Raw genomic sequence first — 20,631 nt, forward strand, 5'->3', positions numbered from 1 at the left:
ACTACCCCCAAAAATTCGTGGGTGCGCGCGGCGGTCTAGCGATCGCCCAACTTGCGTTCCCACGCCAGCGCATCGCGCACGATGAGATCGAGATCGGCACGCTGGGGCGTCCAGTCGAGCGTCGCCAGGATCGCGCGATTGTCGGCGACCAGTTCTCCCGCATCGCCCGCGCGGCGGCCCTCGATGACGCGGTTGAGCTTGCGGTTGGTCACGCGGTCGACCGCATCGAGCACTTCGAGCACCGAGAAGCCCTTGCCATAACCGGCATTCAGTGTGTGGCTCTTGCCCGGTTCGGCGATCAGCAGGTTGAGCGCCGCGACATGCGCCGCCGCCAGATCGCTGACATGGATATAGTCGCGCACGCCAGTGCCATCGGGCGTGTCGTAATCGGTGCCATAGACCCCGACGGTCTCGCGCTTGCCGAGCGCCGCCTCTACCGCGATCTTGATGAGGTGGGTCGCCCCGATGGTCGATTGCCCGCTGCGCTGCTGCGGATCGGCCCCCGCCACATTGAAATAGCGCAAGGCGGCATAGTTCATCGGATGCGCGGCGGCGACATCGCGCAGCATCGCCTCGGTCATCAGCTTGGAGGTGCCATAGGGGTTGATTGGCACGGTCGGGTCCGTTTCGGCCACCGGCACCTTGGCGGGTGTGCCATAGGTTGCGGCGGTCGAGGAAAAGATGAAGTGCTTCACGCCCGAAACCACCGCGCTTTCAATCATCGCGCGGCTGGCGACGGTGTTGTTGCGATAATATTTCAGCGGATTGCTGACCGATTCGGGCACGATGATCGATCCGGCGAAGTGCATCACCGCCTGCACGCCGTGGTCGCCCAGCGTCGCGCGGACGTGCGCATCATCCTCGATCTCGCCGCGCACCAGCGTCGCACGGGGGTCGACCAGCCAGTCAAAGCCGGTGCTGAGATTGTCATACACCACGACGCGGTGCCCCGCATCGAGCAACGCCAGCACCGCATGGCTGCCAATATAGCCCGCTCCGCCCGTTACCAGTACCGATCCGTCCAGCATTCTACCCTCGCTCTTTTTGTCCGGGCCCCGCGTCCCTATCTTGCAGCCCTAAACGAGGAGCGAATGATGGCAAGCGAAGTCGCAACCCTGGCAGGCGGATGTTTCTGGTGCACCGAGGCGGTGTTCAAGGACGTGATCGGCGTGGAGCGCGTCGAAAGCGGTTATATTGGCGGCAGCGTTCCGCATCCGACCTACAAGCAGGTGTGCGGGGGCGATACCGGCCATGCCGAGGCGATCCGCGTGACTTTCGATACCGATCAGGTGTCCTATGGCGACATCCTCGACATGTTCTTTGCAACGCATGATCCGACGCAGCTCAACCGCCAGGGCAATGACGTCGGCACGCAATATCGCTCGGCAATCTTCCCGGCGGATGATGCGCAGCGCGCCGAGGCCGAGGCGGCCAAGGCGCGCGCGGTGGCGGACTGGCCGGCCCCGATCGTCACCACGATCGAGCCGATGGGCGAATGGTATCCGGCCGAGGATTACCACCAGCAATATTGGGAAGGCGAAGGCCAGCGGAACCCTTATTGCCTGGCGGTGATCCCGCCCAAGCTCGCCAAGCTGCGCAAGAGCTTCGCCGCGCGGTCCAAGGCGGCGGTGAGCGCTTAGGGCTTGTTCTCTCTGCGCGAACAGAAGGTTTGTTCGCGCAGAGGCGTGGAGGACGCGGACGGTGTCAGGTGTCGCGGTGCGCCGCGCGCCGCAGACGGTCGTTAATGGCTTCGCCGATGCCGTCGTTCGGGATTGGCGCGATCGCTATGGTCGTGCTCGGTGATGCGTCGGCCAAATGGAGCGCGTCGAACAGCTTGGCGGCGGCTTCGATGAGGTTGGCGGTGGGCGACAGGTTGGTGTCGCCCGCGATTGTGCCGAAGCCGATCAGATAGTCTCCCTGCGTCGCTTCGGTCGCGTTGAGGCGGAGCGCTTTGCGTGGCGCATAATGGCTGGCGAGTTGGCCGGGGGCGACGATTGTTGCCCCCTCCCTCCACCCCGGCGAAAGCCGGGGCCCAGGAGAGACGGCGGTTGTGGCGGGTGCTGCACGCAATGATTCCCCGCCCGCAACTGGGCCCCGGCGTTCGCCGGGGTGGTCGTCCGGGGTTGGGAGGGTGCCAAGAACCCCAGCCAGCGCATCCGCCGTAATCGGCCCCGGTCGCAGGATCTCGCGCCCCAGCACGATCGTCGATTCGAGCCCCGCCTCGGTCGCGCCATCGTCCACCACCAGCGGAATGCGCCCGCCGAGGCTCGCAACGACATGCTCGGCGCGGGTCGGGCTGATCGCGCCGCTGGCATTGGCCGAGGGCGCGGCGAGCGGCTTGGCGGTGGCGGCGAGCAGCGCGCGCATCGCGCGGTGGGCGGGGACGCGCAGCGCGATCGTCGGAAGGCCCGCCGTCACCAAAGCGGCAATCCCGGCATCGGCGCGGAGCGGCAGCACCAGCGTCAGCGGTCCCGGCCAGAACGCCGATGCCAGCGCCAGCGCGGTATCATCGAACGTGGCGATCGCCTGCGCGGCTGCCAGATCGAGCACATGCACGATCAGCGGGTTGAAGCTCGGGCGTCCCTTGGCCGCATAAATCCGCGCGACCGCGTGCGAATCGGTGGCGTCGGCGGCAAGGCCGTAGACCGTCTCGGTCGGGATCGCGACGGGCTGGCCCTCCGCGATCAGCGCGGCGGCGGCGGCGATGGCAGCCGCGCCGTAGGGTAAGGTCTGCGTCTCGCAAGGCGGGTTTGGCGTGGTCATTATCGCGGGCTATAGCCGGGCAAAGCCTGTTGCATAAGAGGATGCCCGATGTTCACCCCCGCCACCGCCGATCAGCGCTTCGTGCTCGATCATGTCGTCGGCATTGCCGATCTCGCCGCCACCGACCGCTTCGCCGCTGCGAGCGATGACGTTGTCGATGCCGTGCTGGAAGGCGTTGGGCAACTCGCGGCGGGCGAATGGGCACCGCTGCTGCGCGCGGGCGACACCGTCGGCGCGAAATGGACGCCCGACGGCGTGGTGATGCCCGCAGGCTTCGTGAAGGCCTATCAGGATTATGTCGAAGGCGGCTGGGGCACGATCGGCGTCCCAGAGGAGTTCGGTGGGCAGGGCCTGCCCTTTGCGATCCAGACCGCGGTGCTCGATACGCTCGGCAGCGCCAATATGGGCTTTGCGCTCGCCCCGACGCTGACGGTCGGCGCGATCGAGGCGCTGGCGCATCATGGCAGCCCCGAACAGCAGGCGCAGTATCTGCCACACCTCGCCACCGGGGAATGGACCGGCACGATGAACTTGACCGAGCCGCAGGCGGGTTCGGACGTCGGTGCTTTGCGCACCCAGGCCAAGCCGCTCGGCGACGGCAAATGGAGCATCAAGGGCACCAAGATCTACATCTCGTTCGGCGACCATGACATGGCCCCCAACATCGTCCACCTCGTGCTCGCGCGCACGCCGGGGGCACCCGCCGGGACCAAGGGGATTTCCTTGTTCCTGGTGCCGAAATATCGGCTGAACGCCGATGGCACGCCGGGTGCTTTCAACGACGTTCGCGTGGTGTCGATCGAGCATAAGATGGGGCTGCACGCTTCGCCGACCTGCGTGCTGAGCTTTGGCGATAACGATGATTGCATCGGCGAGCTGATCGGTGGCGAGTTTGGCGGAATCCGCGCGATGTTCACGATGATGAACAATGCCCGGCTCAATGTTGGCCTGCAGGGGGTGCAGGTGGCGGAAGCCGCAACGCAGGCGGCGGTGGGCTATGCGCTGGAGCGCGTGCAGAGCGCGCGCGCCGGATCGGGCAGTGCCGAGCCGGTCAAGATCGTCGAGCATCCCGATGTGCGCCGGATGCTGCTGCGCATGAAGGCGCAGACCCAGGCGGCGCGCGCCTTGGTCTATTATGCCGCGAGCCAAGTCGACCGCGCGACGCTGGGCCAAGCCGGCGGGCAGGAGCGGCTCGATATCCTGACCCCACTCGCCAAGGCGCATGGCACCGACATCGGTAATGAAGTCGCCAGCCTCGGCATCCAGGTGCATGGCGGCATGGGCTATATTGAGGAGACGGGCGCGGCGCAGTTCTTCCGCGATGCGCGCATCACCCCGATCTACGAAGGCACCAACGGCATTCAGGCGGCCGATCTGGTCGGGCGCAAGCTCGGGCTCGACAATGGCGGGGTGTTTGCCCGCCTGATCGCCGATATGCGCGGCGAGGCCGAGGATGCGGCGCTGCGCACGCTGATCGACACGTGCGACGAGATCGGGCGCGGCATGGCGGGGCTGTCGGCGGACGACAAATTGGCCGCGAGCTATCCGTTCCTGACGATGCTGTCGGTCGCGGTGTGCGGCTGGCTGATGGAGCGGTCGGGCCGGATCGCTGCCACCGCCGAGGGCGACCGCGCTTTCCTGAGCATGAAGGTGGCGGCGGCGCGCTTCTATGTCGCGCAGATCGTGCCCGAGGCGCTGGGGCTGAAGGCGGCGGCGACGGCAAAGGCGGATGTGCTCTATTCGGTCACGGCCGAGGCATTTGCCGCATGAGCGACGCCGCCTTCGATCTCGACGGCTATCTCGCCCGTATCCGCCTGCCAGCACGCCCGACCGTCGATTCCTACGGTCTGGCGGCGCTGCAGCGCGCGCACCGGCTGGCGATTCCGTTTGAAAATCTCGATGTGCTGCTGGGGCGTGGGATTGCGATCGACAGCGATGCTGTGTTCGCCAAATTGGTGCGCGCGGGGCGCGGCGGCTATTGTTTCGAGCATAACCGGCTGTTCCTCGATGCGCTGGCGGCGTTGGGCTTCGTCGCGAGCCCGGTGCTCGCGCGGGTCTGGCTGGGGGCGAGCGATGTACCGCCGCTGACGCACACCTTCAGTTTGGTGACGCTCGGCGATGAGACATGGATCGCCGATGCCGGATTCGGCGGCAGCTACACCCCGCCAATGCCGCTGATCGCCGGGGCAGAAGTGACCGCGCCCGATGGCGCGACCTTCCGGCTCGAGCAGCACGACGCGCATGGCTGGATGCTGCTGCGCGACGGCGACCCCGCGACCACCGATGGGCGCGGCACCGGCAGTGGGTTTCAACCGCAATATAGCTTTGCGGCGGTGCCGGTGCATGCCACCGATCTCGCGCTCAGCAACCACTGGACGTCGACCGCGCCCGAAAGTCGCTTTCGCCAGATGGGCGTGGTCAGCGTCGTGCTGCCCAACGGCCTGGCGTCGCTGACCGACGCGCGCTACCGCCGCCGCGCCGGGGGCGAGGAAACGCAAGCGACGATCACCGATCCGCGCGTCTACCGGATGCGGCTGAGCATGATGTTCGGGATTACGCTGAGCGCCGAGGAGGTGGCGGCGTTGGGGGTGGTGGAGGCGTAGCGGACGAGGCGGTGGCCCTCATTCCGTTCGGGCGAACGCACTGGTCCGTTCGGGGCGCTCCCCCTCATCCGTTCTGGCTGAGCTTGTCGAAGACCTGCTCTCCACAGGCGCGGCGTTCGCGCGGGGAGAGGTGCCCTTCGACAGGCTCAGGGCGAACGGAGCGGGTGCGGGCGCTCAGGCCTTTTCGCGCTCCAGCAGATCCGCGGCATCGAGCCCGAGCAGGTCGATATGCGCGGCGATGCGCGGCCAGCTGGTCTTGACGAAATGCTCGCGCTCGGCCGCGCGCAGCTTTTCGGCGGCCCCGGGCAGCACGAACATGCCGACGCCGCGCCGCACCTCGACATAGCCATCGTCCTGGAAGCTTTGATAGGCCTTGGCGACGGTCAGCGGGTTGGCACCATGTTCGGCGGCAAGCGCGCGGACCGAGGGAAGCTGGTCGCCGGCACGAAAGTCCCCGCGCAGGATCGCCGCGGAAATGGTGCCGCGCAGCTTGATATAGACCGGGCTGTCTTCGCTGTTCAGGGCTGTCATGCTACCCTAATACAGCAAGCGACGTTTTTGTCCAGTGCTTCACCCCTCCCACTTTGTGATGATCGCGCTCAGATCGGGGCGGGGGCGCTCTTCCAGCGGGCGGCTGGGCGTGCCGACAAAGAAGAATCCGGCGATGCGTTCCGGCGCTGCGCCGAAGGCATCGCGCACCGCGTCCGAATAGCTCGGCCAGCCGGTCAGCCAGCCCCCGGCAAAGCCCAACGCATGGGCTGCGTGCAGCAGGTTCATGCCCACCGCGCCGACCGACAGTTCCTGCTCCCACAGCGGAATATGGCTGGCGGTGCGTGGCGAGAAGAGCAGGACGACGAGCGTGGGGGCCTGCTGCGCGAACTGTTCGAGCGCGGCGATTTCGGTCGCGGCGGCCTGCGGGCGTTCGGCGCGATAGGCCGTGGTGATCACCGTGGCGAGCGCGTCGCGCTGTTCGGGCCCCACCACGACGAAGCGCCACGGGGCGATCTTGCCATGGTCGGGCGTGCGCGCGGCGATTTCCAGGATCTGGTCAAGCTGCGCTGCATCGGGGCCGGGCGCGACCAGATCGCGCGGGCGGCCCGAGCGGCGGGTGGCGAGGAGCGAGAGCGGGCTGGTGCGGTCGTTGAGCATGAGGCTCCTGTAGCCGGGTGCTAGCGTATTTACACCTCCGCCCGAGGCGTTAGTCTCACCTGCAACCAACGGGTGCCGGATCAATCGGTGCCGATATGCCTTTCAGGGAAACATAATGGTAGAAACGCCGACCGCGAACAGTCCGGTAGAGCCGGATATCAGCCACGTCGATCCGGCCCAGCTCACGTGGCTAGGCCATCCGCGCCAATTGCGGCGGCTGTTCACGATCGAGATGTGGGAGCGCTTCGGCTTCTACGGCATGCGCGCGGTGCTGGTGATCTATCTCACCAAGCATTTCCTGATGGCCGATCACGAAGCGAGCGGCATCGTCGGCGGTTATCTCAGCCTGGTCTATCTGACCCCGGTGGTCGGCGGATTGCTGGCGGATCGCTATCTTGGCTCGAAGCGCGCGGTGAAGTTCGGCGCGCTGGTGATGGCGGTCGGCTATTTGCTGCTGTGCTTTGGAGGGCCGCAAGGCACGCCCTATGCGACGATCGATGGCCAGCGCTATGCGGTTGCGCAGGCACCCGCTGCGACCGTCATGGGGACGAGCGACGCGCCGCAGACGGTGCAGGTCGGCGGCAAGACGCTGACGATCCACGGCCTGTCCGACGGGTCGGTCGAACTGCTCGACGGTAAGACCGTCACTCGTACCGTGCCTGCCGCATCGTTCAGCTCCGGTGCCGATCGTTCGCCCTTCTACACCGGTTTGCTGCTGCTCGCGCTCAGCCTGATTGTGATCGGCAACGGGTTCTTCAAACCCAATATCGCGACGATCGTCGGCGCGCTCTACGCCAAGGACGACCGACGCCGCGACGCGGGCTTCACGATCTTCTATGCCGGGATCAACATTGGTTCGATCCTCGGGCAGATTTTCTGCCCGTTGCTGGTCGAGCTGTTCGGCTGGTGGGCAGGGTTCCTCATCGTTTCCGCGGTGCAGGTGGTCGGCTGGGCGATGACGCAGTTCGATGGCGGACGCCTTGCGGGCTATGGCGAGCCACCGGTCCAGTCGGGGCGCGACCGCGCGCCGCTAATCTATGGGCTCGCCCTCGCCTCGGTGGCGGTGTTCTGGTTCGTCTTTCACAATGTGATGACCGCGCCGGTCGCGGCGGCGGGCAGCGGTCTCGCCGGTTATATCGCGGCGACGCCGTTCCTCGGCAAAGTGCTGTTCGTCGCCTTCCTTGGCGCGGTGATCGGCATTCCGATCTGGGCGGCACGGGTCGGCAACAGGCAAGAGTTCCAGATGATGCTCGCGGCGATCATCCTGGTTGTGTTCAACGTCACCTTCTGGACGCTGTTCGAGCAGGCTGCTTCGTCGCTGACGCTGTTCGCCGATCGCAACACCGATCTGTCGATCTTCGGCATCACCATGTCGGCGGCGACGACGCAGCAGTTCAACCCGTTGTTCGTCGTCGGCTTCGCGCCGGTGCTGAGCTTCCTGTGGCTGGCACTCGCCAAGAAGGGCTGGGAGCCGTCGATCCAGGTCAAGTTCGGCCTGGCGCTGCTGTTGGTTGGCCTCGGCTTTGTCGTGCTCGCGCTGAGCGGATCGACCGCTGACGGCGCGTTCCGCGTGTCGCTATGGTGGCTGGTGTTGACCTATTTTCTCCACTCGATCGCCGAATTGTGCATCTCGCCGGTCGGCATGTCGATGATCACCAAGCTGTCGATCGGGCGGATCGTCGGCATGATGATGGGGGTGTGGTATCTGTCGATCTCGGTTGGCGAATATCTCGCCGGGGCGGCCGCGCAGGCGGCGGCGGTGCAGACGGTGGGGGGCAAGTGACCAATCCCGAGCTCGCGCTCAACACCTATCTCGCGACCTTCATGACCGGTGGCGAACTGACGATCGGCGCAGGCATCGTGCTGCTCGTGATATCGCCTTGGCTAAAGCGGTTGATGCACGGGGTCGACTGAGCGTGTGGGTGTTTCGCGGGCGGCGGTGTATGGAGCTAGGCTAAACCAACGGGGGAGAAGCGCGAGTGGACGGTCTGGAACAGGTGGCCGCGGCGGCGGTGGCGTTTGTGGGGACGCATTTCCTGCTGTCGCATCCGCTGCGCAGCCCGATCGTCAAGGCGGTCGGGGCGAACGGGTTCATGGGGATCTACGCGCTGGTCGCCTTCGGCACGCTGGGCTGGCTGGCGCATGCCTATCGGGCCGCCCCTGCCACCGCGCCGCTCTGGGCGGTGGGCGAGGGGATTTGGGGGCCGGTGACGCTGGTGATGCTGCTGGCGAGCGTGCTGCTGATGGGATCTCTGCTCGGCAATCCCGCGTTGCCCGGGCCACCGATTGCCGCCGCGCCCGCCACCGCGCGCGGGGTGTTCAGCATCACGCGGCACCCGATGCTGTGGGCGTTCGCCTTGTGGGGGCTGTGCCACATCGCGGTCTATCCGATCGCCGCCAACATCATCGTCGCGGTGGCGATTATCGTGCTGGCGCTGGTCGGCGCGGCGCTGCAGGACCGCAAGAAGGAGGCGCTGCAACCCGATCTGTGGCGCGATTGGGAACGCAAGACGAGCTATTGGCCGTTCCTCGCCATCGCGCAGCGCCGCGCGCGCTTCGGCGGCTTCCGCCCGCATGACCTTGCGGGCGGGGTAGTGATCTGGCTGGCCGCAACCTGGGCGCATATCCCCATCGCCGGCGTGGCGGCGGGGCTATGGCGCTGGGTTTACCGCTAGAGCCGCACCATCTTCATCATCGGGGCCCCATAACGCGGCCCCGCCGTGCCGCCGCGCGGCGCGGCGCGGTCGAGCGCGGCCAGATCCTCGGCGGTCAAGCTGACCTCCACCGCCGCCATGCTGTCCTCCAGCGTCGCGCGGCGCTTGGAACCGGGGATCGGCACGATATCGTCGCCTTGTGCCAGCAACCAGGCGAGCGCGACTTGCGCCCCGCTGACGCCGTGGGCGGCGGCGATCTGCTTGACGACATCGACGATCTTGAGGTTTTCCGCGAAATTCTCTTCCGAATAGCGCGGGTCGTTGCGCCGATAATCGCCCTCGGGCAGATCGTCGCGCGACGTGATCTGACCGGTCAGGAAACCGCGCCCGAGTGGGCTATAGGGCACGAAACCGGTGCCGAGTTCGCGGCAGGCGGGCAAAATCTCCTCCTCAATATCGCGCTCCCACAGCGAATATTCGGATTGCAGCGCCGCGATCGGATGCACTGCCGCTGCCTTGCGCAGCGTGGCGGCGCTCGCCTCGGACAGGCCAAGAAAGCGGACCTTGCCCTCGCGCACCAGCTCGGCCATCGCGCCGACAGTGTCCTCGATCGGCACGTTCGGGTCGACGCGGTGCTGGTAGAACAGGTCGATCGTGTCGATGCCAAGCCGCTGGAGCGAGCCTTCGCACGCGCGGCGGATGTTGGCGGGGGTGCTGTCGACACCGGATACCTTGCCGTCGTCGCCGAAGCGGAAGCCGAATTTGGTCGCGATCACCAGGCGGTCGCGCTTGCCGCGGATGGCGCGGCCGACCAGCTCCTCGTTGATGAGCGGACCATAGACTTCGGCGGTGTCGAACAGCGTCACGCCCAGCTCGATCGCGCGGTGGATCGTGGCGATGCTCTCGGCTTCGTTTGCCGCGCCGTACATATTGGCACCGACGCCCGCCATCGGCATGCAGCCGAGGCCAAGCGCGGAAACCTTCAGATCGGGGCCAAGCGTGCGATATTTCATCAATGGTGTTCCTGCAGGAAGGTGTCGGCGGCGGATAGCGGGACCTTGTCCCCACGCGCTGCCACGGTCAGCGTAACCGCCAGATCGAAGATGACGTTCCCGAGGGTTCGGAAAATATCCGGCATCGTCTCGACCGCAACCAGCAGCCCAAGCGGGGCGACGGGCACGCCGAGCGTCACCGCAATCGGCGCAATCGCGCTGATGAAGCTGATTTGCCCCGGCAGGCTGACCGAGCCGAGCGAGGTCAGCACGGCGACCACGGTCGCTGCCGCCAGCGTTGCGAAGGTCATCGGCACGCCGAACCACGCCGCGACATAGATCGCCACCGCCAGGTTCATCGCCGGGCCAGTCGCGCGCATCATCGCAACGGCGAGCGGCAGCACCACGCCCGAAGTGGCCACCGGTACATCCATCTCTTCCGAACTGCGCAACATCGCGGGCAAGCTGGCGAGCGAGGATTGCGTGCTGAGCGCGACCGCCAGCACCGGCAGCGAGGCGCGGATGAACCGCCCAAGCGCCATGCGGCCGCCCCAGATGGCGACGGGCACCGCAAACAGGCTGACCACGATCCCGACCGAGGACACCGTCACGATATAGTGGAACAGTGCGCCGACCGCTGCCGTCCCGGTCTTGGCGGCGACGGTCAGGGCGAGCGCAAACACACCGATCGGCGCGATCCAGATGATCCAGCCGATCATCACCAGCATCGCGTCGCGGATCGCGGAAAAGAAGGTCAGCAACGCGGTACGGCCCGTGGCGTCGATCCGGGTAAGGGCGAAGGCGAAGATCAGCGCGAACAGAATCAGCGACAGGAAGCCGCCATTGGCGGCGGCGGCGATGACGTTATTGGGTACCATCCCCGCCAGAAACTCACCGAGCGGCGGCACCGCGCCCGGCGGGCCGACATTCACCAACGCGCCGCGCAAGGCAGTGGCGGAGGCGGCGGGCATCGGCACCAGGCCGAGGAACAGCGGCGTGAGCAGCGCCGCCGCGACCGCGCTGCTGACCATCACCACCAGAATGATGCTGATCGCGCGCGCCGCGACTGCGCCGCCGCGTGCCGCCTCGGCGGTCGACGCGATGCCGGTGACCAGCAGCGAGAACACCAGCGGAATGACGGTCATTTGCAGCGCGTTGAGCCAGGCCGAGCCGATCGGTTGCGCCACTGCGGTCGCTCCGGGCACTGCAGCCGGCAGCCAGGTGGCAAAAGCAATGCCAAGGAGTAATCCAGCGCCCAGCGACACGAGGATCCGTGTCGACGGGCTATTCAACGTTGCAGACATACTCGCCCTTATCCGTAAGCGGCGCTATCAGGCACCTCTGAAGATACGGGCATAACCCAATGGATGAGGGCTGATGGCAAGAAAATATTTCGGGACTGATGGGATTCGTGGCCTGACCAACAAAGCCCCGATGACCGCGGCGATGGCGATGCAGGTCGGTATGGCGGCCGGTGCGCATTTCCGCCGCGGCGACCACAAGCACCGCGTGGTCATCGGCAAGGATACACGCCTGTCGGGCTATATGCTCGAATCGGCGATGGTGGCGGGCTTCACCAGCGTGGGCATGGACGTTGTGCTGTTGGGGCCAATGCCGACGCCTGCGGTCGCCATGTTGACCCAGTCGATGCGCGCCGATCTGGGCGTGATGATTTCGGCCAGCCACAATCCCTTCTTCGATAATGGCATCAAATTGTTCGGTCCCGATGGCTATAAGCTGTCTGATGCTGACGAAACCGCGATCGAGGCGCTGATCGACGGGGATATCGCGCTGTCGGCTGCCGCCGAAATTGGCCGTGCGCGGCGCGTGGATGACGCGCAGGGGCGCTATATCCATTTCGCCAAATCGACCTTTCCCGAAAATCTGCGGCTGGATGGCCTGCGCATCGTGGTCGATTGCGCCAACGGCGCGGCCTATCGTGTCGCGCCGACTGCCTTGTGGGAATTGGGGGCCGATGTCGTTGCGATCGGCGTGACGCCCAATGGCAAGAACATCAATGACGGCGTCGGCTCGACCGCGCCGCAAACCCTGTGCGAGACGGTGGTGGCAAGCGGCGCGCAGCTCGGCATCGCGCTCGATGGCGATGCCGACCGGCTGATCGTGGTCGACGAAAAGGGCCATGTCGTCGATGGCGACCAGTTGATGGCGACGATCGCTAGCGGCTGGGCGCGCAGCGGGCGGTTGAAGAATGGTGGGCTGGTCGCGACGGTCATGTCCAATCTCGGGCTCGAGCGACATCTCGCCGCGCAGGGCATCGGCCTGGTGCGGACCGCGGTCGGTGATCGGCATGTGCTCGAGGCGATGCGCGCTCAAGGGTATAATGTCGGCGGCGAGCAATCGGGGCATATCATCCTGTCGGATTATGCGACGACGGGCGACGGGCTCGTCGCGGCGCTGCAGATCCTGGCCGAACTGGTGTGGGCCGGGGCTCCGGCGAGCGAATTGCTGCACCGCTTCGAGCCATTGCCGCAATTGCTGAAGAATGTGCGGTTCGCGGGCGGCAAGCCGTTGGAGGCCGAGGCGGTGAAGGCGGTGATCGCGCAGGCTGAGGCCGAACTGAAGGGCAAGGGCCGGCTGGTGATCCGCCCGTCGGGCACCGAACCCGTTATCCGCGTGATGGCGGAGGGCGATGACCCCGCCCAGGTCGAGGCGGTGGTCGATCGCATTTGTGACGCTGTGCGCGTGGCGGCTGGCTAACTTCGTCCTCCCCTCCCGCTTGCGGGAGGGGCTGGGGGAGGGCATGTCATCCCGTGCCGTCCGCGACAGCCCTCCCCCGACCCCTCCCGCAAGCGGGAGGGGAGAAAGATACGAAATGCTCGAAATGCGCCCCGATTGCGAACGCTGCGGCGTGGATTTGCCCGCCGATGAAGCGGGCGCGTTCATTTGCTCGTTCGAATGCACCTTCTGCGCCGAATGCGCCGAAGCGCTCGACGATCGCTGTCCCAATTGCGGCGGCGAATTGATGGACCGTCCGGCGCGCGTCGATGACGCGCTGGCGCGGCATCCGGCGAGCACCGTGCGCCGGTTTAATTCCCCTCCCGCGCGCGGGAGGGGGTAGGGGAGGGCCTGTGACGAACCTCCCCGACCAAGACAGCCACTCCCCCAACCCCTCCCGCGCGCGGGAGGGGGGCTTTGTCCCGCGCATCCTGATCATCGCGGGGTCGGATTCGGGTGGGGGCGCTGGCATCCAGGCCGATATCAAGACCGTGACGATGCTCGGCGGCCACGCGATGACCGCGATCACCGCGATCACCGCGCAGAATACGCTGGGCGTGCAGGCGGTGCTGCCGGTGCCGACCGAGATGGTGATCGCGCAGATCGAATCGTGCGTGTCGGACATTGGGGTCGATGCGGTGAAGATCGGGATGATCGGCTCGGCGGCGACCGCGCATGCGGTGGTGGACTATCTCGAACGCCTTAGCCCCGCCCCTTCAGGGGAGGGGTTGGGGTGGGGCCTCTCCCCGGATGCGCCCACTATAGGCACGGCCCCACCCCCAACCCCTCCCCTGAAAGGGAGGGGCTTACGCATCCCCATCGTCTTCGATCCGGTGATGGTTGCGACCAGCGGCGATGTGCTGGCCGATGCCGATACGATTGCGGCGTTCGAGCGGTTGATGCGGATCGCGACGGTGGTGACGCCGAATCTGCCGGAACTGGAGGCACTGCAAAAATCCCTCTCCCAGCGGGAGAGGGAGGGAGCCGCGCAGCGGCGGAAGGGTGAGGGTGACCCGGCGGCTGGAGCAGACCCTCACCCTTCCCACGCCTTCGGCGCGGGCCCCTTCCCTCTCCCGCTGGGAGAGGGATTTTTGCTCGTCAAAGGCGGGCATGGCGAAGGGGACGAGATCGTCGATCGGTTGATCGGCCCCCAAGGCGAGGTCGCGTCCTGGTCTGCCACGCGAATCGAAACCCGCAGCACGCACGGTACCGGCTGCACGCTCGCCTCGGCGATCGCGACGTTGCTGGCACAGGGGCAGTCGCTCACCGCAGCGATCGCTGGCGCGCGGCACTTTGTGCGGCTTGCCTTGCACGATGCCCCCGGCCTTGGCGGCGGACATGGGCCAATGGGGCATCAGGCGGTGCGGCTCGATATCGGGCCGGAGCGGCGGCTCAACCAGATCACGCTCGGTCTGTCCGATTATGCCGCTTCGTGCGATTTCTACCGCACGCTCGGCCTTACCCAGATCGTTGCTACCGACGATGCGCATTATGCGCGGTTCGAGGCACCGGGCGGCGCGACGCTGTCGATCGAGCAAGGCGCGGAACCGACAGTGTTTTTCGAATGCGCCGATCTCGACGCCGAAGTCGCGCGCTTGCAGACGGCGGGGGTGGTGTTCGACCAGCCGCCGACCGACCAGCCCTGGGGCTGGCGCGAGGCGCGGTTGCGCGATCCCGCAGGCAATGCGGTCTGCCTCTATCAAGCTGGCGAAAACCGCCGCTATCCGCCATGGCGCTTGCGCGATGCCTAGCCTGAAACACGAGAAACTGTGCCTTGCGCCTGTCGCCGGGGTGGACGAGGCCGGGCGCGGGCCGCTGGCTGGGCCGGTGGTTGCCGCCGCGGTGATCCTGCCGGCCAAGGGTATCCCACGCGGTATCGATGATTCGAAGAAGCTGGCCCATGCCGACCGCGCGCGGCTGCATGACCGGTTGCGTGCCTGCGCGATCGTCGGGATCGGGATTGTCGAGGCCGAGGAGATCGACACGCTCAACATCTATTGGGCGACGATGAAGGCGATGACGCTGGCGGTGGAGGCGCTTGGCTGCGCGCCGGGGCATGTGCTGGTCGATGGCAACCGCTTGCCCAAATGGGGCTTTGCCGCGACCCCGATCGTCAAGGGCGATTCGATCAGCCTGTCGATCGCCGCCGCCTCGATCATCGCCAAGCATACCCGCGACACAATCATGCTCGCGCATGCCGAGGCGCATCCGCAGTATGGCTGGCACAGCAACAAGGGCTATGGCGCGCCCGACCATTTGCGCGCGCTGCGCGAGCATGGCCCGTGTCCGCTCCACCGCCGCAGCTTCGCGCCGGTCGCGGAGGCCTATCGCGCGCGGGAAACGCTGCTGGTGTGATTCGGGTCGGAATTCGTTCCGGGGCCATCTTTTTTTATCGCAAGTGAGTCCTCGCGGCGACACCCCAGCGGTTGGGCCTGTGGATAACTCCGGACTCAACATCTGCCCTGCTTCCCGAAATGTTCCGCCTTGTTAACGATTTGGCAGAGGTTTTCGTTAACCAATGTTCGCTTGACGGGAGTCCCCACATTCGCAGGGATGCGCGCGACAGCGAATAAAGGCGGGCATGATGGGCGTTTTGGAAAAGATCAGGGTCGGGACGAAGCTCGACACGGTGCCGCGCGTGCCGATGGCGGAATTGCCGCTCGACCAGATCCTGCAGGGGGATTGCATCGCGGCGATGCGCGCGTTGCCCGCCAAATCGGTCGACCTGATCTTCGCCGATCCTCCCTATAATCTGCAGCTCGGCGGCGACCTGTCGCGGCCCGATGGCAGCCATGTCGATGCGGTGACCGACGAATGGGACAAGTTCGATTCGCTCAGCGCCTATGACAAGTTTACGCGCGAATGGCTGGTCGAGGCCAAGCGGATCCTGAAAGACAATGGCGCGATCTGGGTGATCGGCAGCTATCATAATATCTTCAAGGTCGGTGCCGCGATCCAGGATCTCGGCTATTGGATCCTCAACGACATCGTCTGGCGCAAGGCCAACCCGATGCCCAATTTCAAGGGCACGCGCTTCACCAACGCCCATGAAACGCTGATCTGGGCGTCGATGGGCGAGAAGGCCAAATACACCTTCAACTATCGCAGCATGAAGACGCTGAACGACGAATTGCAGATGCGCAGCGACTGGGAATTTCCGGTGTGCGGCGGGCAGGAGCGGCTGAAGAAGGACGGGGTCAAGGTTCATCCGACGCAGAAGCCCGAGGCGTTGATCTATCGCATCCTGCTCGCCTGCACCAAGCCGGGCGACGTGGTGCTCGATCCGTTCTTCGGTACCGGCACGACCGGCGCGGTGGCCAAGCGGCTCGGACGGCGCTGGATCGGCATCGAGCGCGAGGACGACTATATCGCCGCCGCGCGCGAGCGTATTGCTGCGGCGCTCCCGCTCGACGAATCGTCGCTGAAGACGATGCAAAGCCCCAAGGCCGCGCCGAAAGTGGCGTTTGGCGTGCTGGTCGAAAATGGGTATCTGACGGCGGGTCATGTGCTGTGCGATGCCAAGCGCAAGCACCGCGCGCTGGTGCGTGCCGATGGCAGCCTGGAAAGCGTGTGCGGCGCGGTCGGGTCGATCCACAAATTGGGCTCGACGCTGCAGAACGCGCCTGCGTGCAACGGCTGGACGTTTTGGCATTATGAAACGCCCGAGGGGCTGAAGCCGATCGACGTGCTGCGCCAGACCTATCTGCTGGCGACCCAGCCTTAAGCGTATCGGCTCTTCCCCGGCGAAGGCCGGGGCCCAGTTGCGAAGGTGGCTGTAACGACGCGCTGCCTTCTCCTATTGGCATTCCTCAACTGGGCCCCGGCCTTCGCCGGGGAAGCAGGTAAGGAAAGCGCATGACCCTCCACCTCCGCCCGATCCAGTTCGTCGACACCCCGGTGGATCGCGACGGCGCGGTCGCGCGGCTGGCGGGCGGGATGCTGTGGTTCTCCGCTTATGAAGTGATTGAGGATGGGCGGCGGCGCACCGTGCCCGTGGCCGATCTGGCCACGCTGCTGCGCGACGAGCGCGCCACCCGGCTCCACGCCGCGATCACCGCGCCGCGCGCGCCTTTGGTGCTGGGCGAGCGGACGTTGCGCTTCGATCAGCCGCTGGTGGCGGGCATCCTCAATGTGACGCCCGACAGTTTTTCGGACGGCGGCGCAGTGCATGACGATCCGGCCGCCGCCGCCAGTGCGGGCGTGGCGATGGCGGAGGCGGGCGCGGCGCTGATCGACGTTGGCGGCGAATCGACCCGGCCCGGGGCCGCGACGGTGTGGGAAGGCGATGAGATCACGCGTGTCGTGCCGGTGATCGAACGGCTCGCGCGCAGCGGAACGCTCGTTTCGATCGACACGCGCAAGGCGGGGGTGATGGAGGCGGCGCTTGGTGCGGGCGCGGCGATCGTCAACGATGTCGCCGCGTTATTGTGGGATGATCGCGCGCTGGAGGTGGTGGCGAAGGCCGGATGCCCGGTCGTGCTGATGCATTCGCCCGATCCGGCCAAGGGCGGCCATGGCAGTGTCGGCTATCGGGACGTGCTGCTCGAGGTGTTCGACTGGCTCGAGACGCGGATCGCGGCGGTGGTTGCGGGCGGCGTGGAGCGGTCCCGGATCATCGTTGATCCCGGCATTGGCTTTGGCAAATCGCTGTCGGACAATCTTGCGCTGATCAACGGCCTCGCGCTGCTGCACGGGCTTGGCTGCCCGATCCTGCTGGGTGCCAGCCGCAAGCGCTTGATTGGCGCACTGTCCAATGAAGCGCCCGCGCGCGAGCGCCTGGGCGGATCGATCGCGCTGGCGATGGCGGGGGTGGCGGCGGGCGCGCAGCTGCTGCGGGTGCATGATGTCGTGGAGACGGCGCAGGCGGTGCGCGTCTGGCGTGGCTTGCGCGATCGGGCACTGGTCGGACGCTAGCGGCACGGCTAACCCAGCCGTCAGGTTGGAGGGAAGACGCCCATGATTATCGATTCCGGCCCGCGCCTGCGCCAGATTTTCGCCGAGGTGTGGCGACCGCTGCTCGTGCTGTTCGTCTGGGATGTGGTGGTGACGGTGGGCTATTATTTGCTCCCCTTCCACGCGCCGTCGCTGCCGTTGACGCTGTTCGGGTCGGCGCTGGCGCTGTTTCTCGGCTTTCGCAGCACCTCGGCCTATCAGCGCTGGTGGGAGGGGCGTGTGCTGTGGGGCGCGATGATCAACGCCTCGCGCAGCCTGTCGCGAACGGTGCGCAGTTACTTGCCCGATGCGGAAGGCCGCGATCTGCAGCGCGCGATCATCCTGCGCCATGTGACTTATGTGAACGTCCTGCGCTGTCAGTTGCGGCGGCAGGACCCCAGGCCCGAGGTAGAGCGCTTCCTGTCCCCGGACGAAGCCAAGCCCTCGCTGGCGCGCACCAACACCGCCAATGGCATCCTCGACGGCACCGGCCGCCGGATCGACCATGCGCGCTTGCTCGGCTGGATCGACACGGTGCAACAAGCGGCGATCGAGCGGATCCTGGTCGATATCACCAACGCGCAGGGCGGTATGGAGCGGTTGAAGAACACCCCTTTGCCCAATCAATATCGCTTCTTTCCCGAGCTGTTCACCCGGCTGTTCTGCGTGCTGCTGCCGATCGGGCTGGTCGAAACGCTGGAATTCGCCACGCCGATCGGGTCGACCGTGGCGGGGGCGATGTTCCTCGCGGTGCTGCGCATTGGCGACGATCTGGTCGATCCCTTCGCCAATACCGTGCACGACGTGCCGCTGAGCGCGATGTGCCGCACGATCGAGATCGACTTGCTGCAAGCGCTGGGCGATCCAGCCCCCGAACCGATGCGTCCCGTCAAAGGGATCCTCTGGTAGGAAAAGGGCGGTAGTCGCCTACCGCCCCACCACAATCAGCAGCCGTTCTTGCGATTCTGTGCCGCGTCATGCTTCTTGTCGAGATGCTTGCCGAGCAGGGCACCGCCAACGCCGCCCGCCAGCGTGCCGAGCACGCCGCCGCCGAGCACATTGCCCGCGACCGCGCCGCCAACGCCACCGGCGATTGCTCCGGTGGTGCCGCTGCTGCGTTTGCAGCGATAATAACGGCCGTCCTCGCCGCGATAGGTCCGCTGATCGTCGCGACGATCATAGCGACGGTCGTCACGATCCTGCGCGACGGCCATGGTCGGCATGGCCGCCGGGACCAGCGAGAGCGCGGCCAGCGCCGCGAAAACGGATTTCTTCGACATGGGTAATCTCCTCGACGCTGTAACACACAGCGCTGCGGATATTTCCGCATCGGCCCTGAATTTGCGGTGAAGCGATCGTACAGGCGCGGTTAGGCTGCGGCGTTGTCGATCCCCAATTCGCCAAGCTTGCGGTACAGCGTCGAGCGGCCGATGCCGAGCCGTCGCGCCACTTCGGTCATGCGCCCGCGATAATGGCCGATCGCAAGGCGGATGACATCGGCCTCGATTTCCTCGAGCGCGCGCAAATTGCCATCGGCATGGAACAGCGTGACGCCGCCGCTGGTCGCCATCGGCACCGGGGTCGGCGTGGTGTGGCGCTGCCCGCCAAGCGCCGCGATCTGCGGGAAGTCCGCGCGGGTCAGCGCCGATCCGTCGCACAGCACGGCGGCGCGAAACAAGGCGTTCTGGAGCTGGCGCACGTTGCCGGGCCAGTCATACCGTCCCAGCAAGGCGAGCGCATCGTCGGTGATGCCAAGCTGGCGCAACCCCGGCTGTTGCGCGATCCGCGCGAGCAGATGGCGGGCGAGCGCCGGAATATCGCCGGTGCGTTCGCGCAAAGGCGGGATCGTCACCTGCACGACGTTGAGGCGGTAATAGAGGTCTTCGCGGAAGCGCCCGGCCTCGACTTCCTCGATCAAGCGCTTGTTGGTGGCGGCGATGACGCGAACATCGACTTCGCGGACGTGGCGTGCGCCGATCGGCTGGATCTCGCCCGATTGCAGCACGCGCAGCAATTTGACCTGCGCATCGAGCGGCATTTCACCGATTTCGTCGAGGAACAGCGTCCCGCCATCGGCAAGCTGGAAGCGGCCGATCTTGCGTTCGAACGCGCCGGTAAACGCGCCCTTTTCATGGCCGAACAGCTCGGATTCGACGAGGTTGGGCGGCAAGGCACCGCAATTGACCGCGACCATCGGCTTCTTGTTGCGCGGCGACGCGGCATGGATCGCCTCGGCGACGACTTCCTTGCCGACGCCGCTTTCGCCTTCCAGCAACACCGGCACGCGCGCCCGCGCCGCTTTGGCAGCGATGGCGAGCGCGGCCCGGAAATCCGGCGCGGAACCGACGATCTCGTCAAACGCCAGCAGTGCCGGGATCTTTTCGGTCAATGGTCGCAATTCACCCGCCGCCTTGCCCGCGACCGCCGCGTCGAGCGCGCCAAGCAGCCGTTCGGGCGCGAGCGGTTTCACCAGAAAATCGGTGGCACCGCTGCGCATTGCGGCGACGGCCTGCGCGACCGAGCCATTGGCGGTCAGCAACAGCAGCGGCAAATCGGGGCGGCGGGAGCGGATTTCCTCGATGAGGGCGGTCGGATCGGCCTCGGGGGCCCATTGGTCGAGCAGCACGGCATCGAGCTGCATCCCGTCCGGCGTGCCCAGCATCGCGATCGCCATTTCGCCGTCGGCTGCGAACACCGCGCGCCAACCGCGCCGCACCGCGATCGCCGCGACGAGGCGGCGCTGCGCAGGTTCGTCGTCGATCAACATCAGCAGGCGCTGTCCGTTGCGCGTCATGCTTTACC

19 protein-coding genes and 1 pseudogene are annotated in these 20,631 nt (G+C 66.3%); 12 read left to right on the forward strand and 8 right to left on the reverse strand.

Annotated features, from left to right (window positions below; translation table 11 throughout):
* Positions 1 to 35: 35 nt before the first annotated feature.
* Positions 36 to 1,028 (reverse strand): UDP-glucose 4-epimerase GalE, encoded by a 993-nt coding sequence (gene galE / locus EJC47_RS05995; protein WP_126846007.1) that lies wholly within the window; start codon positions 1,026 to 1,028, stop codon positions 36 to 38.
* Between the two features lie 66 nt (positions 1,029 to 1,094).
* On the opposite strand from galE, the gene msrA reads away from it, so the two are divergent.
* Positions 1,095 to 1,640: a peptide-methionine (S)-S-oxide reductase MsrA gene (gene msrA / locus EJC47_RS06000; RefSeq protein ID WP_126846009.1), complete on the forward strand. Its 546-nt coding sequence runs from the start codon at positions 1,095 to 1,097 to the stop codon at positions 1,638 to 1,640.
* A gap of 64 nt (positions 1,641 to 1,704) precedes the next feature.
* Here msrA and EJC47_RS06005 read toward each other — a convergent pair whose 3' ends face one another.
* Entirely contained in the window at positions 1,705 to 2,763 is a 1,059-nt protein-coding gene (locus tag EJC47_RS06005) for an L-threonylcarbamoyladenylate synthase (RefSeq protein ID WP_185867575.1), read from the reverse strand.
* A gap of 48 nt (positions 2,764 to 2,811) precedes the next feature.
* Between EJC47_RS06005 and EJC47_RS06010 the strand changes: the two genes are divergently transcribed.
* On the forward strand, positions 2,812 to 4,533 hold the full coding sequence (locus tag EJC47_RS06010; RefSeq protein ID WP_126846013.1) for an acyl-CoA dehydrogenase: 1,722 nt from the start codon (positions 2,812 to 2,814) through the stop codon (positions 4,531 to 4,533).
* Complete coding sequence (locus tag EJC47_RS06015; RefSeq protein ID WP_126846015.1) at positions 4,530 to 5,366, forward strand: arylamine N-acetyltransferase family protein; 837 nt, start codon at positions 4,530 to 4,532, stop codon at positions 5,364 to 5,366. Before EJC47_RS06010 ends, EJC47_RS06015 begins: the two co-directional genes overlap by 4 nt.
* A gap of 174 nt (positions 5,367 to 5,540) precedes the next feature.
* Here the strand turns inward: EJC47_RS06015 and EJC47_RS06020 are convergent, their stop codons facing one another.
* The gene (locus tag EJC47_RS06020; RefSeq protein ID WP_010406195.1) at positions 5,541 to 5,897 is read right to left on the reverse strand and encodes a GntR family transcriptional regulator; all 357 of its coding nucleotides are present in this window, start codon (positions 5,895 to 5,897) and stop codon (positions 5,541 to 5,543) included.
* Between the two features lie 39 nt (positions 5,898 to 5,936).
* Complete coding sequence (locus EJC47_RS06025) at positions 5,937 to 6,515, reverse strand: nitroreductase family protein (RefSeq protein WP_126846017.1); 579 nt, start codon at positions 6,513 to 6,515, stop codon at positions 5,937 to 5,939.
* A gap of 115 nt (positions 6,516 to 6,630) precedes the next feature.
* On the opposite strand from EJC47_RS06025, the pseudogene EJC47_RS06030 reads away from it, so the two are divergent.
* Both EJC47_RS06030 and EJC47_RS06035 read left to right on the forward strand, forming a co-directional pair.
* Positions 6,631 to 8,429 (forward strand): annotated as a pseudogene (locus EJC47_RS06030) (peptide MFS transporter).
* A gap of 65 nt (positions 8,430 to 8,494) precedes the next feature.
* Positions 8,495 to 9,190 (forward strand): NnrU family protein, encoded by a 696-nt coding sequence (locus EJC47_RS06035; protein WP_126846019.1) that lies wholly within the window; start codon positions 8,495 to 8,497, stop codon positions 9,188 to 9,190.
* On the opposite strand, the gene EJC47_RS06040 is transcribed toward EJC47_RS06035, so the two are convergent.
* Together EJC47_RS06040 and EJC47_RS06045 are read right to left on the reverse strand one after the other, a co-directional pair.
* Positions 9,187 to 10,182, reverse strand: a complete 996-nt coding sequence (locus EJC47_RS06040) for an aldo/keto reductase (protein WP_126846021.1) — start codon at positions 10,180 to 10,182, stop codon at positions 9,187 to 9,189. The two genes, EJC47_RS06035 and EJC47_RS06040, sit on opposite strands and share 4 nt — an antisense overlap.
* Positions 10,182 to 11,465 carry a dicarboxylate/amino acid:cation symporter gene (locus tag EJC47_RS06045; RefSeq protein ID WP_126846023.1) on the reverse strand — a complete coding sequence of 428 codons (1,284 nt, stop codon included), beginning with the start codon at positions 11,463 to 11,465 and terminating at the stop codon, positions 10,182 to 10,184. The genes EJC47_RS06040 and EJC47_RS06045 overlap by 1 nt, the downstream gene beginning before the upstream one ends.
* A 73-nt stretch (positions 11,466 to 11,538) precedes the next feature.
* Here EJC47_RS06045 and glmM point away from each other — a divergent pair, with 73 nt between their 5' ends.
* The 7 genes from glmM (at position 11,539) to EJC47_RS06080 (ending at position 18,738) form a co-directional block, all read left to right on the forward strand.
* The gene (gene glmM, locus EJC47_RS06050) at positions 11,539 to 12,879 is read left to right on the forward strand and encodes a phosphoglucosamine mutase (protein WP_126846025.1); all 1,341 of its coding nucleotides are present in this window, start codon (positions 11,539 to 11,541) and stop codon (positions 12,877 to 12,879) included.
* 115 nt (positions 12,880 to 12,994) lie between these two features.
* On the forward strand, positions 12,995 to 13,240 hold the full coding sequence (locus tag EJC47_RS06055) for a DUF1272 domain-containing protein (protein ID WP_126846027.1): 246 nt from the start codon (positions 12,995 to 12,997) through the stop codon (positions 13,238 to 13,240).
* A gap of 85 nt (positions 13,241 to 13,325) precedes the next feature.
* Positions 13,326 to 14,648, forward strand: coding sequence for a bifunctional hydroxymethylpyrimidine kinase/phosphomethylpyrimidine kinase (locus EJC47_RS06060; RefSeq protein ID WP_126846186.1), 1,323 nt, complete (start codon positions 13,326 to 13,328; stop codon positions 14,646 to 14,648).
* Positions 14,641 to 15,252, forward strand: a complete 612-nt coding sequence (locus tag EJC47_RS06065) for a ribonuclease HII (RefSeq protein ID WP_033965841.1) — start codon at positions 14,641 to 14,643, stop codon at positions 15,250 to 15,252. The genes EJC47_RS06060 and EJC47_RS06065 overlap by 8 nt, the downstream gene beginning before the upstream one ends.
* Positions 15,253 to 15,481: 229 nt before the next feature.
* The gene (locus tag EJC47_RS06070; RefSeq protein WP_126846189.1) at positions 15,482 to 16,621 is read left to right on the forward strand and encodes a site-specific DNA-methyltransferase; all 1,140 of its coding nucleotides are present in this window, start codon (positions 15,482 to 15,484) and stop codon (positions 16,619 to 16,621) included.
* Positions 16,622 to 16,752: 131 nt separating this feature from the next.
* A complete protein-coding gene (gene folP, locus EJC47_RS06075) occupies positions 16,753 to 17,811 on the forward strand; it encodes a dihydropteroate synthase (protein ID WP_126846029.1) in 1,059 nt (352 codons plus the stop codon).
* A 42-nt stretch (positions 17,812 to 17,853) separates the two neighbouring features.
* Positions 17,854 to 18,738: a bestrophin family protein gene (locus EJC47_RS06080; RefSeq protein ID WP_126846031.1), complete on the forward strand. Its 885-nt coding sequence runs from the start codon at positions 17,854 to 17,856 to the stop codon at positions 18,736 to 18,738.
* Positions 18,739 to 18,773: 35 nt separating this feature from the next.
* Here EJC47_RS06080 and EJC47_RS06085 read toward each other — a convergent pair whose 3' ends face one another.
* Both EJC47_RS06085 and EJC47_RS06090 read right to left on the reverse strand, forming a co-directional pair.
* Complete coding sequence (locus tag EJC47_RS06085; protein ID WP_033965839.1) at positions 18,774 to 19,109, reverse strand: hypothetical protein; 336 nt, start codon at positions 19,107 to 19,109, stop codon at positions 18,774 to 18,776.
* Between the two features lie 89 nt (positions 19,110 to 19,198).
* A complete protein-coding gene (locus EJC47_RS06090; RefSeq protein WP_126846033.1) occupies positions 19,199 to 20,623 on the reverse strand; it encodes a sigma-54-dependent transcriptional regulator in 1,425 nt (474 codons plus the stop codon).
* Positions 20,624 to 20,631: the final 8 nt, after the last annotated feature.

The organism is Sphingomonas sp. TF3 (assembly GCF_003985085.1).
In the GTDB taxonomy this organism is placed as follows: domain Bacteria; phylum Pseudomonadota; class Alphaproteobacteria; order Sphingomonadales; family Sphingomonadaceae; genus Sphingomonas.